Source organism: Aquimarina mycalae, assembly GCF_029906345.1.
Classification (GTDB): Bacteria; Bacteroidota; Bacteroidia; order Flavobacteriales; family Flavobacteriaceae; genus Aquimarina.
Genome location: NZ_JARYGY010000003.1, coordinates 96,625 through 112,020, shown reverse-complemented (window position 1 = coordinate 112,020; position 15,396 = coordinate 96,625). Strand labels below are relative to the sequence as shown.

Annotated in this window: 11 protein-coding genes; 7 read left to right on the top strand and 4 right to left on the bottom strand. The window is 31.3% G+C overall.

From position 1 onward, the window contains the following. Positions 1 to 38: 38 nt before the first annotated feature. The 6 genes from QBK95_RS08290 (at position 39) to aspA (ending at position 10,590) form a co-directional block, all read left to right on the top strand. Positions 39 to 1,733 carry an IPT/TIG domain-containing protein gene (locus QBK95_RS08290; protein ID WP_280932509.1) on the top strand — a complete coding sequence of 565 codons (1,695 nt, stop codon included), beginning with the start codon at positions 39 to 41 and terminating at the stop codon, positions 1,731 to 1,733. 107 nt (positions 1,734 to 1,840) lie between these two features. Continuing rightward, positions 1,841 to 3,295, top strand: a complete 1,455-nt coding sequence (locus tag QBK95_RS08285) for a hypothetical protein (RefSeq protein ID WP_280932507.1) — start codon at positions 1,841 to 1,843, stop codon at positions 3,293 to 3,295. A gap of 145 nt (positions 3,296 to 3,440) precedes the next feature. Next, positions 3,441 to 6,242 carry an alpha/beta hydrolase family protein gene (locus tag QBK95_RS08280; protein WP_280932505.1) on the top strand — a complete coding sequence of 934 codons (2,802 nt, stop codon included), beginning with the start codon at positions 3,441 to 3,443 and terminating at the stop codon, positions 6,240 to 6,242. 45 nt (positions 6,243 to 6,287) lie between these two features. Next, positions 6,288 to 7,574 carry a M20/M25/M40 family metallo-hydrolase gene (locus QBK95_RS08275; RefSeq protein ID WP_280932501.1) on the top strand — a complete coding sequence of 429 codons (1,287 nt, stop codon included), beginning with the start codon at positions 6,288 to 6,290 and terminating at the stop codon, positions 7,572 to 7,574. Between the two features lie 146 nt (positions 7,575 to 7,720). Next, positions 7,721 to 9,043, top strand: coding sequence for a dicarboxylate/amino acid:cation symporter (locus tag QBK95_RS08270; RefSeq protein WP_280932499.1), 1,323 nt, complete (start codon positions 7,721 to 7,723; stop codon positions 9,041 to 9,043). 128 nt (positions 9,044 to 9,171) lie between these two features. Further along, the gene (gene aspA, locus QBK95_RS08265; protein ID WP_280932496.1) at positions 9,172 to 10,590 is read left to right on the top strand and encodes an aspartate ammonia-lyase; all 1,419 of its coding nucleotides are present in this window, start codon (positions 9,172 to 9,174) and stop codon (positions 10,588 to 10,590) included. A 22-nt stretch (positions 10,591 to 10,612) separates the two neighbouring features. On the opposite strand, the gene QBK95_RS08260 is transcribed toward aspA, so the two are convergent. The 4 genes from QBK95_RS08260 to QBK95_RS08245 form a co-directional block, all read right to left on the bottom strand. Continuing rightward, positions 10,613 to 11,770: a peptidase MATCAP family protein gene (locus QBK95_RS08260; protein ID WP_280932495.1), complete on the bottom strand. Its 1,158-nt coding sequence runs from the start codon at positions 11,768 to 11,770 to the stop codon at positions 10,613 to 10,615. A gap of 50 nt (positions 11,771 to 11,820) precedes the next feature. Next, positions 11,821 to 12,657: an N-formylglutamate amidohydrolase gene (locus tag QBK95_RS08255; RefSeq protein ID WP_280932493.1), complete on the bottom strand. Its 837-nt coding sequence runs from the start codon at positions 12,655 to 12,657 to the stop codon at positions 11,821 to 11,823. Then, positions 12,650 to 13,681 (bottom strand): glutathione synthase, encoded by a 1,032-nt coding sequence (gene gshB, locus QBK95_RS08250; protein ID WP_280932491.1) that lies wholly within the window; start codon positions 13,679 to 13,681, stop codon positions 12,650 to 12,652. The genes QBK95_RS08255 and gshB overlap by 8 nt, the downstream gene beginning before the upstream one ends. Before the next feature lie 101 nt (positions 13,682 to 13,782). Beyond that, on the bottom strand, positions 13,783 to 14,373 hold the full coding sequence (locus QBK95_RS08245) for a hypothetical protein (RefSeq protein WP_280932489.1): 591 nt from the start codon (positions 14,371 to 14,373) through the stop codon (positions 13,783 to 13,785). A 105-nt stretch (positions 14,374 to 14,478) separates the two neighbouring features. Between QBK95_RS08245 and QBK95_RS08240 the strand changes: the two genes are divergently transcribed. After that, positions 14,479 to 15,366 carry a M28 family metallopeptidase gene (locus QBK95_RS08240; protein ID WP_280932487.1) on the top strand — a complete coding sequence of 296 codons (888 nt, stop codon included), beginning with the start codon at positions 14,479 to 14,481 and terminating at the stop codon, positions 15,364 to 15,366. The last annotated feature ends 30 nt before the right edge of the window (positions 15,367 to 15,396 follow it).

Sequence of the window (15,396 nt, the reverse complement as noted above, 5' to 3'; positions counted from 1 at the left end):
TGTTTCATTAATAGTTTGAATACTTAAATTTTAAAAAAATGAGAAAACAACATATATTTTCAAAAGTATCATCGATATTGATTTTGATGACAACAATGCTGTCATTTGCAATATTCTCTTGTGATGATGATGATTTTAGAATTATTCCAGAACCTCAAGAAAATCAGGTTATTAGTAGTGTCGAACCTTCGTTTGGTGACATAGGATCTATGATAACTATTATAGGGGTTAACTTTAGTCCAGTCCCATCAAATAATAGGGTAAGCTTTAATGGAATAAGAGCCTCTGTTTCATCTGCAACTAAAACAGAATTAAAAGTAACCGTTCCTGAAGGAGCAACTACAGGCCCAATTTCAGTGGGAAAAATAATTACTGTAGAAGGCCCTGTTTTTAGTATTGTAAGTGCACCGCAAATAACTGAAGTTAACGTTATAGGAGCCGCAGTTGGTGAAACTATTATTATAAGTGGTGCAAATTTTGGAGCAACTATTTCGGATAATACGGTTTCATTTAACGGAACCGAGGCAGAAATTGTATCTGCTTCTAATACAGAGATAATAGTAATTGTTCCAGAAGGTGCAACAACTGGGCCATTAACCGTAGAAGTTATGGGGCAGATAGGTACACTTGAAGTATTCAATATAGCTCCAGAAATTATTTCTTTTAATCCAGAAAGTGGAATAGCTAATGATGAGATTACTATTACTGGGACAAATTTTAATACAGACCCTAATATTAACAATGTAAGTTTTAATGGTGTTTTAGCTACTGTAATATCAGCCACTACTACAGAATTAGTTGTTAGTGTACCTGCAGACGCAAGTACTGGTAAAATAGCAGTAGAAATAGAGAGTTTACTGGCTACAAGTGAAAATGATTTTATAACAGTACCGTCAATCGAAGCGTTCACTCCAGAGGTCGGAGCTTCTGGAATAGAAATTACTATAACTGGAGCTAATTTTAGTACAACTCCAGGAGATAATACAGTTAGCTTTAATGGTGTATCTGCAGTTGTAACACAAAGTACAACAACGAGTATCACAACTTCAGTTCCAGATGGATCTGAGACAGGTCCTATTACAGTAGAAGTTAACGGTCAATTGGCTACTAGCACGAATGATTTTATGGTAGATAATAGTATAGTAACAATAACTATTCCTATTAATGATGTTAATGATGACGTAGAAGAAGCTGAGGATGGACGAATGCTATTAGAAAGTGGAGATCTGGAATTAGGAGAATTTGATACGTTTAGTACCCCTGATGTTGGATTACAAAAAATAGGACTTCGTTTTAACAATATAGTTATTCCTATAGGAGCCACAATACAGGAAGCTAAAATTATATTTGTAGCCGATCAAACAGAAGGCGCTAACCCAACAGAAATGACAATTTTTGGTGAAAATATAGGTAACGCGTCACCTTATACAGAAGATATAGGAAATTTATCCGCTAGATCATTAACCACAGCCAATTCTGTATGGAATATTCCAGAATGGATAGGAACGGATACACCTATTGATGATAGAACAACTGTAGATATTTCGAGTATTATTAATGAGATTATTACAAGAGGAGATTGGGCTAATGGTAATAGTCTGAATTTTATTTTTCAGGCAACAGGAGTATCCGCAGGAGCTACTGAAAATAATGTAGGACGTGAAGCAGAAACTTATGATATAGATAACCCACAAGAAGGAGCACAGTTGTTAATCACTTATATGATTAATTGATAGTACATAAAGACTCAATAGACTATTTTCAGAATATTGAGTCTTTATAATAGAAGTAGTTAAGTAATAAAGAAAAAGGTTAACAAATTCTAAAACCTGAAAATATAATGATTAAATTAAAACATACTATAATAATACTGTTATCACTGCTTCTTTTTAGTTGCGAAAGTGATGATAAGGTTATTCTTGAAGAAGGTGGAAATGTTTTCTTTAATTTTGAAACTATTGATGTGGAACGTTCCTCTTCTCAGCCTTTAATAGTAGAATTGCTATATCAAGGCCCAAAAAGGAATCAAGATATCATGATACCATATACTGTTAGTTTTCCAAGTGAAAATGCAGCTATCGAAGGAGAAGATTTTTTATTGCCTCAATCAGACTTTTTTACAATTAAAAGAGGTACTGCTGTTGCACGTGTAACTCTGTTACAGAGAGTAATCAATAATCAAGATGCATTACAAAATAGGTTTGTTGTTTTCAATTTACAGCCTACAAACGGTTTAACTATAGGTGATGCCTCTACTATGAGAAGTTCAATAACAATTAACTTAAACCCAGCTGGAACTCCTGAAGAAACGGATCCTAATGACCCTAGAGATTTTATTGGAGATAAAAAATTTGTAATAAATGTAGGTACTACCACATTAAAAATACCTTATTTTTCTGATAGTGAAAATATAAGAGATACTAACAATGGAAATATAACAAGAGCAGTTATTGCATTGCATGGTTCAGGAAGAAATGCCAGCAGGCAATATGAGAACATTATGGAAGCTGCTAGATTAGAAAGTAATCAATTGGATTCACTTTTACTGATAGCACCTCAATTTTTAGAAGAGGAAGATATTGATAATTTCAGGCTAGATGAAGAACATTTATACTGGAGTTCTGTAGGATGGCGAATTGGATTTAATTCTAGAGATGAAGAAACTAATCCAAGACCAGAAAGGGCATCTTCTTATACCGTTATGGATTCTCTTTTGGCAAACCTATCAAAATATCCGAATCTAAAAACTATTGTAATTACGGGACATTCAGCAGGAGCACAATTCGTAAATAGATATTCGGCCAGTTCTCCATATCCTGATGAATTGATGGTTCAAGGGGTTGATATTCAGTTTATTTCGAATAATCCTGGGTCTTATGTATATATGGATAATAAGAGAAAAGTTCTTGGTACATTGAACACATACGAAATACCTACTGTTAACTGTTCAGGATATAATGAATATAGGTATGGTTTAGATGATTTACCAACTTATTTAAGAGATATCGGAGGAGAAGATATAATACGAGACAGACTCTTACAACGAAAGATAACATATCTAATCGGTCAAAATGATAATGACCCTAATTTTGAAGGGTTTGATGATTCCTGTAATGCAATATTACAAGGTCGAGATAGATTTGAAAGAGCGATCAATTATTTTGGTCATCTTATTGATTTCTATGGTATAGCAATAGAAGAAAACCAAAAACTAGAGATTGTTCCTGGTATTGGTCACAGTAGTAATGGAATGTATACTTCAGAAGTGGGTAGAAGAAATATTTTTAGGAATTAGATTAATATTTTTTAAAACAGTACAAATTACTTAGAGTTAGCCACAGTTCTTTTAAAATGAGCCTGTATTACACTTGATTTATCAATCAGGCTCATTTTCTATTGTAAGTAAACTAAATTATTCCTTTCATTTTTATAATAAAAATTTGTGCAGTGTTAAAGTTAAGGTTGTTACCTTTTTATCATTTCTATGCTTAAATTTTGGATTCACTCAAAAAAAAGCGCTTTCTCATAAGGATTATGATTTATGGAAAAATATCATTGATATAGAGATATCTACAAATGGTAAGTTAATAATTTCAACTATAGAAACAGTTACTAAAAGAGGTGATGGGTATTTAGAAATCTATAATACAACAACCAATAAAAAGTATGTTTTTAAAAATGGATATAATGCTTCCATAACAAAGGATGAAGCATATGTTATTTTTAAACAAAGACCTAATTATCAGGATATCAGAAATGAAATTAAAAATAATATAAAACAAAAAGAACGATCGAAAAGTAAGTTGCTGATTTTTAATGTAGCACAAGGTAAAGTAGAAGCTTTTATACCAAGAATTAAAATGTATAAAATTCCTAAGAGTAACTCTGCTTATTTAGTTATGGAATGTTATGCAAATAAAAATATGTCAAACAAGACATCACCAAAGCTGTATAATCAAAATTATGCCATCATATATAATTTCAAATCGAAAAATAGAGATACTATATTTAAAATCAAGGAATTTACAATTCCTGAATCGGGAAATGTGTTTTATTATTCTACAACAATGCAACATAATAAAACAATAGAGGCTAAGCAAAGTGATCTTGGTGTTTATGCTTATGATATTAAATTTGGAACAATAAAGGTTATTGATACTACAAAATATAGATACACTAAACTTTCTTCAAATAAGCAAGGAAATAGCATGGTATTTTTATCTGTAAAAGATTCAAAAGCAATGGATTCTTTGAATTTTACATTGAATTTATATACTAATGATACTTTAAAAAAAATTACTGATACATCTGGTAAAGGTTTAAAAAATGACTGGATTCTTAGTTCTAATAAAGGTCCAAAGTTCTCAAAATCTGGAGATAAACTCTATTTTTTTTCTAAACCAAAATCTATTCATCGAAAGGATACAACTTTATTGTCAAGTGAAATACCGGAAGTTGATATTTGGAACTGGCAGGACCAATTTATTCAACCAGAACAAGAAGCGAATCTTATTAAACTAAAGAGAAAAAGCTATGTTTCTTTTTATGATATAAATACAAATAAATTTATTCATATTCAGGATAGAAATATTGATGTGATATATATGAATGAATATAAAGAACAAAAATATATTCTGGGATCGGATAAAAATCCTTATCAAAAAGAATACTCTTGGAAATATCCGAGAATGAAAGATTTTTATGTAATTAATAAAGAAACAGGAGAAAAAAGATTAGCAATACGGAATGCTAGAAATAGACCATTTTTATCTCCTGATAATAAGTATGCAGTATACTATGATAGTAACCAGAAAGATTGGTTTTCCTTAGAACTATCCAATCTAAAGCTTAGAAACCTTACAAATAAGCTTAATGTAATCTTTTATGATAAGGAAAATGATCGCCCTTCATTGCCTTTGCCCCACGGTTTTGGAGGGTTTGATCAAAATGGTAATGCATTAGTGTATGCTCAATTTGATATTTGGAGAATTTTCCTTGATGGAAGTAAAAAACCATTGAATATTACCAAAATCGGTAATAGTGAAAAAATAGTATTTAGAACAGAAATGTTAGATAAGGAACAAGAAACAAGTGCAAGTTACCTTAATAACAAATTACTAGTAACAAGTTTTGATAAAAAAACGAAAGCTTCTGGGCTTTACCTACTTGATAAAGGGCAATTAGTAGAAAAAATAAAGCCTACTAATTTTCTAATAAAGAATTATACAAAGGCCCCAAAATCTGATGTTTTAACTTTTACTAAAGAGAATTTCACTACTCCAACAGACCTATATTTTTCCTATAAAGATTTTGATAATGTGCTAAAAATAACAAATGTAAATCCGCAACAAAAAGATTTTAAGTGGGGAACAGCAGAACTTTTCTATTGGACAGCGTATGATGGCAAAAAACTTGAGGGTATAATTTATAAACCTGAAGATTTTGATCCTTTTAAGAAGTACCCTATGATTACTCATTTTTATGAAAAAAAATCCGATACATATTCAGAATATCATATTCCCAAACCTAGTAAATCAACGGTAAATCGTAGCTATCTAGTAAGTAATGACTACGTTCTATTTGTTCCAAATATTATTTATAATGAAGGAAAACCAGGAGCTAGCGCTTATAATTGTATTTTATCGGGAGTAGAAGCTGTAGAAAAATTGGGATATATTGATAGTAATAATTTAGCAATTCAAGGACAGAGTTGGGGAGGATATCAAGTAGCATATCTTATAACAACTACCAATAAATTTAAAGCAGCTATGTCTGGCGCACCAGTAAGTAACATGACATCTGCCTACGGAGGTATTCGCTGGGAATCTGGAAGAAGTAGAGCTTTTCAATACGAAAAAGGGCAGAGCAGGATTGGGAAAAATCTATGGGAGCGCCCTGATCTGTACATAAAAAATTCTCCATTGTTCGGAATTCCAAATATAGAAACACCCTTGTTAATAATGCATAATGATCAGGATGGAGCTGTGCCTTATTATCAAGGTATAGAGATGTTTATGGGAATGAGACGTTTAGAAAAGCCTGTTTGGTTATTAGTCTACAATAATGAGGAACACAATTTAAAAAAAATGAAAAACAAACAAGATTTATCTATTAGGATGATGCAGTTTTTTGATCATTATCTAAAAAATAAACAAGCTCCTAGATGGATGACTAAGGGGATATCTAGAGTAAATAAAGGGATTGACTTGGGATACGAACTTGATATAGAGAATAAGAATTAAACAATTTTAAGAAATACTAATAAGATTAATTGTACACAAATGAAAATGAAATACCTAGTAGGTTCAATAGTAGTAGTTATATTTTTTCAAATAAGCGTCAATGCTCAAAATGAAAATGTTCCTTTAAAAAAATATGTAAAAGAAATTGATAAGTTAAGTAAGAATAAATCCGTTCAGTTGGCGATGGATGCAGTTGATGATTTTGAAGAACAAACAATATCAGATATGATCTTGCTTACCGAAATTCCTGCACCACCTTTTAAAGAAAAGAAAAGAGCAGAAAAATTTAAAGAAATGTTAGAAATTATTGGTGTTGATAGTGCCTGGATTGATACAGAGGGAAATGTGTTAGCATTGCGTAAAGGAAAAAAAGGAAATAAAACCATTGTTTTGGATGCACATATAGATACCGTTTTTCCTGAAGAAACAAATGTAAAGGTAAAAAGAGAAGGAAATACCTATATAGCTCCAGGAATTGGTGATAACACAAGGGGTATGGCGATGATCCTTACAGTATTGAAGGCAATGAATAAAGCAGAAATAAAAACACAAGAAAATGTAGTTTTAGTAGGCACTGTAGGAGAAGAAGGATTAGGTGATTTGAGAGGCGTGAAACATTTATTCAGTGATGCTTCGGATATTAAAATTGATTCGTGGATATCTATTGATGGAGGTAGTAATGGTAGAATTATTAATGGTGGATTAGGCTCAAAAAGGTATAAAGCTGTTTTTAAAAGTAAAGGAGGTCATTCGTGGGGAGCATTTGGACTAGCGAATCCTCACCACGCATTAGGTGAAGCAATATCTTTGTTTGTTAAAGAAGCGAAAAAATATACCGATAAAGATGGACTAAAGACCTCATTTAATATAGGAAGAATAGGAGGAGGAACCTCTGTAAATTCGATACCTTTCGAATCTTGGATGGAAGTAGATATGCGTTCATTAGATCCAAAACGTTTAATTGAAATAGATACAATTTTTAAATCCTCCATATACGAAGCGGTAAGATCTTATAATGCTACGGGAGTTAAGGATAAAATATCAGTGGATTTGCTACCTATTGGAGATCGTCCATCTGGTCAATTACCAATTAGTACATCATTAATTCAAAGAGCACTTGCGTCTAGTCTTTTCTTAGGAATAAAACCAAAATTAAAAACTGGTTCAACTAATAGTAATATTCCTATTGCTAAAGGAATACCAGCTATTACTCTTAGTAGAGGAGGGAAAGGTGGAGGAGCTCATTCTTTATCTGAAAAATGGACAAATATTGATGGTGCCAAGAATATAAAATTGGCATTAATGATTACTTTAATAGAGGCAGGTTTGTAAGAAATTGATTTTACAGAACGGTTATTTTAGATTTTCTACATAAAAATTAATTCCATAATTCATATTTAGATCTTTTATAAAGTAAACTGGTTAAGTGTCTTTTTATAGAGATCGACTTTTTGTATTCAAAAAACTAGATAATTCACATGAAGAAACTTGCATTGCATTGGCAGATAATGATCGGAATGATCGCTGGGATATTATTCGGATTTTTAATGACCCAAGTTTCTTGGGGAAAAGGAATTACAGGAGATTGGATTGCTCCGTTAGGAACTATTTTTGTTAACCTTTTAAAACTGATTGCAGTTCCTTTAATTCTTGCCTCGTTGATAAAGGGAATTTCTGATTTGAAAGATATTTCAAAATTTAAGACAATTGGAGGAAGAACGATCATCATATATATTATTACTACAGTTATCGCCATTACTATAGGATTATTATTAGTAAACGTAATGAAACCAGGAAATGGGATTACTCCAGAAACTATAGAGAAATTAACCACAGAATATGCAGGAAGTGCAAAAATATCAGAACGTATCGCTGAAGCAGGAAGGCAAAAAGAAAGTGGACCGTTACAGTTTGTTGTAGATATGGTCCCTCAGAATGCTATAAAAGCAATGAGTGATAATAAAATGATGCTGCAGGTAATATTCTTTGCAATTTTTTTAGGTATCAGTATGTTGTTGATAAAAGAAGAACAATCAGAACCTTTAAAGAAGTTTTTTGACAGTTTAAATGAAGTTGTCCTGAAGATGGTTGATTTGATTATGCTTACTGCTCCTTATGCTGTATTTGCATTATTAGCTAATGTAGTAGTGACCTCTGATGATCCCGACATATTATTGGCTTTATTGCGCTATGCAGGTGTAGTAATATTTGGATTAGCATTAATGATTGTATTTTACTGTATTTTGGTTTCAGTAATCACTAAAAAATCTCCTTTTTGGTTCTTAAAGCAGATCAGTCCTGCACAATTATTAGCATTTTCTACAAGTTCTAGTGCTGCAACATTACCAGTTACTATGGAAAGAGTAGAAGAACATATTGGAGTAGATAAAGAAGTGTCTAGTTTTGTATTACCAGTTGGAGCAACCATTAATATGGATGGTACCAGTTTATATCAGGCTGTTGCATCAGTTTTTATTATGCAAGTATTATGGCCAGAAGGACTTACGTTTAGTAATCAAATTACGATAGTTTTAACTGCATTATTAGCTTCGATTGGTTCTGCTGCAGTTCCAGGAGCAGGAATGGTAATGTTAGTAATCGTTTTAGAAGCTATCGGATTCCCTTCAGATAAACTACCAATTGGACTGGCGTTGATTTTTGCAGTAGATCGTCCATTAGATATGTTACGTACCACTATAAATGTAACAGGAGATGCCACAGTATCTATGATCGTAGCAAAATCTGTTGGAAAATTAGGAGATCCTAAGGTAAAAGAATGGGATGATCATTATGAAAAGTAATTCAAACTTTGATATTTTATTATGTATCAAAAAAAGAATATAATATTAATGTGTTCTATAGGGATCTCTAAAACTCAACAATACTCTATAGTTTAATACTAAATTATATATCATTATTTAAACGAAATATGAAAACAAGAAAAGAGACAGATCTCTTAGGCAGCTTAGAAATTTTGGAAAATTCGTATTATGGCATACATACACAAAGAGCTATTAATAACTTCCAAATTTCAAACTCAAAAATTGGTCACTTTCCTATTTTTGTCAAAGCACTTATTTTAACAAAGAAAGCATGTGCAGCAGCAAATAAAGACATAGGTACTATTCCTGAGGATAAAGCTGATATGATTCTTCAAGCCTGTGACCATATTTTAAGTGATTTAGAAAAATATACTAAATATTTTCCTTCTGATGTATTTCAAGGTGGCGCAGGAACTTCTGTAAATATGAATGCAAATGAGGTAATCACTAATGTCGCTCTTGAATTAAACGGTCATGCAAAAGGTAGTTATGATATTCTACACCCTAATGATCATGTTAATAAGTCCCAGTCAACCAATGATGCTTATCCTACGGCATTTAGAGTTTCAATTTTTTATTATATCAATTGTTTAATAGAACAGATAGGTATATTATGCTCAAGTCTTGATAAAAAAACTATAGAGTTTAAAAAAATTATTAAAATGGGAAGAACGCAATTACAAGATGCGGTTCCAATGTCTTTAGGAGATGAATTCGGAGCATGGTCTTCTAATTTAAAAGAAGAAATAAATAATTTAAAAAATTGTCGAGACCTTATTTTAGAAGTTAATTTGGGAGCAACTGCAATTGGTACAGGTGTTAATGTACCAGATGGTTTTTCTAAGTTATCCATTGAATATTTAAAACAATATACAAAAGTCAATTTTGTTCCTTCTGAAAATTTAATTGAAGCAACTTCAGATTGTGGTGCATATGTTATGATTTCGGGAGCATTAAAACGAACTAGTGTTAAACTATCTAAAATTTGTAATGATTTACGTTTATTATCTTCTGGACCTCGTTGCGGATTCAACGAGATCAATTTACCAGAAATGCAAGCAGGATCTTCCATTATGCCAGCAAAAGTAAATCCTGTAATTCCAGAAGTAGTGAATCAAATTTGTTTTAAGATAATTGGGAATGATGTTACAATCTCCTTTGCTGCCGAAGCTGGACAGTTACAATTAAATGTTATGGAACCAGTTATCGCACAATGTATGTTTGAATCGATAGAGTTATTGTCAAATGCGTGTACTACACTTGCCAAAAAATGTATCGATGGTATTACATCTAATGAGGAACATACAAGACAAATGGTCTTTAATTCTGTTGGAATTATTACATTTTTGAATCCTTATATTGGACACCATATGGGTGATCTTTTAGGTAAAGAAGCCGTTATTACTGGTAAAACAATACGTGAGTTAGTAATAGAAAAGAAACTTTTATCTGAAAAGGAACTGGACAAAATTCTAAGTTTAGAGAATATGATGAACCCTAAATACAAAGCTACTTTACATAAATGAAATAGAGGTTTGTAACGTAAAGTTATTTTAAATTACTGAGGATGAAATCAAGCTTTGTATTGGTATTCAGATTTTGAGCAAAAGAATCGGTCATATATTCACCTGTATTTGCTAGTGCAAGCTGTTGCAATCGATCAATACTCTTTTTATTCTCTAATGTTACTTTTCCTGTTAATAAAGTACTCATATCCTGATTGCTATGATAGTAATCATATATTTTTTTTAATCCAGTTAGATATAGATAATCTTTAGTAAACCCGCCTCCACGATGTACTCTAAGTGTAATTTGCCAGGCAGCATCTCGATCTAATTTATACTGGCTGTATAATAGATCAAAGGTATCTTTAAAATCATACCCCTTAATTAAACTATCTGCCGCAATTACACGATAGGCTAATTCTTTCATACGTTTCAGTGTTAAACATCCAGACATATATTCACTAAAAACAGCTAAACCTTCTTGGGTTTCGGTATTATTTACAAAACCATTAGAAAATATTTTAAGAGGTTGTTTTTTACCATTAAAAGTAGTAACCATATGAACTCCAATCTCATGATTTGCTAATACCTGTAATTCATTATCACTGAACTTATAATTTTTCTTCAAAACCAGAGTTTCTGAAGCGTTTAAAACCATAGCAGAAGCTGAGATATTTGTAGATTTCTTTATGTGAAAATTAAAATCATATCTTTTGGCAAATTCTCTAAAATATTCTTCAGCATCATTTGCAGTATTCTTTTTTTCAAGCTCTTGCCCTGGTTGTTCATCTTCAAAATGAAGTATAAATCTTGCATTTTCTACATCACGCTCTTTAGGAGTACCAAAAACTTTAAGTGAATTATAATAAAAACTCTTGCCGTTACCGATAGTTTCGATACATTGAATCAATCCCGAATATTCATATATAATATCTTGATATAACTTCCTTATTTCTTCATCTTCTATTCTTTCTAATCTCTGACTAAAGAATAATCGTTGTAATTTATAGGGATTGAATTTTATTTTTTTGTATTTGAATTTTGGATTAAATCGATATTTTGAAGCAAAAAAGTTCTTTTTTTCCAGTTCAATATTTAATGGGTTTAGATAGTTAAGAAGTTCAATATTCTTTACCAATCTATCCAGGTTTTGATCAATTTCAAATAAATCCGTGTATGTATCTACAACATCTTCGATCATAATCTTCTTTTAGCTAAGTGCAAAAATAATAGATTAACTTTTGGAAAACACTACTTTATTTCAATAAAGCTTTTATAAAATGATAATGCGTGAGCAGGTAATCTTGATTTTAACTCTTGTTCGATTGCATGGACTACTTCAGGATATATCTTATATTCCAGTTCATCACAATATATTTTAGAAAACTCGGTCGCTAGTACTAATGTATTATCAAAATGGTTGGTAATATATTTTAAGAAATATCCATTTCCTTGAAAAGTATCATTAATAGCTGTAGTAGTTTCAATATTATTAGGGAGCTTAATTTTGGATAAAGATGTGGACCATGAGTTAGCAAAAGGGGAGAAGCGTTTATTGTCAATATTACTAGTACCAAGATTAATTACAGGGACTTTACGATCCCATCTTCTCCAGTTATAAGAGTGCATATCATATACAATGGCAGCGCCAAACTTAGATTCAATTTTAGAAATTAAAGCATGTATTACTTTGTAAAAATTATGATGCTTTTGAAGTGAATTATCTTTAGCTTTTTGAGACAATGGACTTCTCCATAATTGTTTTCCCCAAGCATCGACATAAACTGCCTGTTTTGGATCTCTATTAAGGTCATATTCAAATCTAGAATCGCAGCCCGCTATTACAATTGGATGGCTTTGAACCATTTGCTTTGTACATGGATCTTCCTCGTACCATCTTTCATATTCTGTATGCAAACAAAGTTCCCATAGATCTTTTCTAAACTGATGTCCGTCATGAATTGCACCACATATATAATAGCTATAACTATCTATTTTAAGTGTGAAAGAGTAATCTTCTGCAATCGCATGAAAAGTTTCTTCATTATTAATTTTATTAATAATTTCATCAATAGAAAACTTATGCATTATCTACTGTTTTTCTTAATAGCGCTTTACGATCAAACCTACTAACTCTTTGTACAACTTTATCTTCGATAAAATCAACCACTTTTTCTTGCAGTTTCACTTTATACTTTCTATTGATATATGTAATTCCACCTGGACTCATAACATTTACTTCCACAAGCATTCCATTGATCACATCAATACCTACAAAATATAATCCATCTTTAACAAGTTTAGGTCCTATCAAACGGCATAATTCTTTTTCTTGTTTAGTTAATGAATGTTTTACAACAGAACCTCCTGCGGTAACATTGGATCGATGGTCATCTTCTCCAGGAATCCTTCGCATTGCTCCAATCGGTTTCCCATTAAGGATTAAAATACGAACATCTCCTTGATCTGCACCTTCTATATAATCCTGAAGGATAACATAATTTGTAGTTCCATCCTTATTATCGATATAAAAATCCAATAATGATCGAATACTGGTCATAGCGCCTTTTTCAATCAAAATAACACCAGAACCTCCAAAGCCATTTAATGGCTTTAAAATCATCTTATCACTAGGAGACTCTTTAATCATTTTAATTAAATAATCTTTGTTTTTAGTTACATGAGTTTTAGGAATGAAATGTGTATCTATATCATCAAATGCAGCTGTATAGAGCTTATTGTTCGATCTTCTGATTCCATCTATGTCATTCATGATAAAAACATCATCTTTTACAGAATCAAGAAAATTAAGCATGATCATATCCAAAGGAGGATTACTTCGTAAGATGATTACATCAAATCCTGCTAATGGTAACATTTCATCTCTAAAAGTTGTTTTGGCATAAAATGACTTCATAGATGATGATACCTTATCTGGTCGATTAATAACTTTACAGAAAGAATAGGTTACACTATCTCTTATCGTAAGATTTGATGGAGTAGCAATGGCAACTCCATGTTTTCTTTTAGCACATTCATGAATTAAAGTGAGACTTGTGTCATTTTCGGGATCAATTTCTTCCCATGGGTACATTAGAAAACAAACGTTCATGATCAATTATATTTTTAGAAAAGAAAAATAATAAATTTTGTGTTTCGATGAATAAAAAAACACCAAAACTTAAAAATAAATTTAGTTAGACATTAAGATATTTAGTTACAATTTAAATCTATCTCAACCTTATCTAATCTGTCCCATACTACATGATCAATTTGCTGAGGAGAAATTTTAAAAAAAACTAAGTGTTTATTAAGTGCTTTACAAGGAAGGTATTCTGCAATAATATTTAGTTTTACTTCTTTTTTTGTTGTGAAAGCATCATAAGTAATTACTTTGCCCGCATAGGAGTGATCATTCAATTTTTCAAAAAAAGCTTTTGTTTTAGGAATCTTTTTAAAGAGTTTAAGATTCATTTTTGAGACCATATTCATTAATCCATCAAAATAGGCTTCCATTTCTGTCTCTAACATCTTGTCAGACAATTTAGGGTTTTCATCGATATACCATAGAAATGTATATGAAAAATATTCTTCAGAATCTTGTACGCTCCATCCAGGAGCAAATCGAACATATTCTGTACCTTTGTGCTCTAATGAAGATGCAAATGATAAAGGAAATTCTATTGTTTCCTTTCTCCAGTTTTCAGGTGCTAATAATGGATTAATCGAAGAATCTTCTTTTTTACATTGTATGCATAAGAATATAATGATGATAAAAAATGGTATAGTTTTTGAAAAAGACATATATGAATGATTAATTGTAAACAATAAAAATACTAATTGTATTATTATTTATTGTTTTATAAATTTGTTTTAAGAAGGAAAAATAAAGAATACAAAATTTTATAAATGAAAAATTATAGATTTAAAACATTACTACTCCTATTATTATTTTGCATTCAGGTATCGATGGCTCAGTCGGAGGCAGATGTAAGAGAAGCTGAGATCATTAATGCGCAAAAGGATATCGTTGGTAAACTTACAGGATTCATTCCTATAAAAGGTAAGAAAAAACTTTCAAGTAGATCAAGTTCTTCTGAGAGAAGAACTACTGCAGATTATTTATACAATACGCTAAAAGATATGGGACTTAAACCTAAGCGTAATTCATATAATGTTCAGGATAAAAAAGGGAAACAATATAGCGGAGCGAATATTTATGCAGAAATTCCTGCAACGAATGGAAGTGATGAATATATCGTTTTAGGTGCACATTATGATACTGCCGAAGATAGTCCAGGAGCTGTGCATAATGCTACAGGAGTAGCATTGACCTGTTATGTTGCAGAAAAACTAACCAAACTGAGTAGTAGATCAATTAATTTTATGATTGTATTTTTTGATCAACAGGAAACAAACATGATAGGATGCAGAATGTTTGTTAAAAAGCTAAAAGATGATAATTACAATATAAATTCGATGCATCGTGTAGATTATGTAGGATGGGATAATGATGAAGATAGAGCTATAGAGTTACTTGCATCGAATATAAGTTTAGAATCTGCATATCGATTAGAATCTGGTGTTCCAGTGTTTAAACGAAGAGTTTCTACTCCTGAAACCAGAGTCTTTTCTACATTGGGCTATGATACTATAACAATAACCGCAGAGTTGATGAATGGTGATAATTCACCATATGTTCATCAAACAGCTGATAAATATACTACCGTAAACTTTAAATACCTGGCGTCTACATCAGAGATCGTGTATAAGGTAATGAGATCGTTATCACGGTAATAATATGTATTTTTCAAGAAATAAAAATTA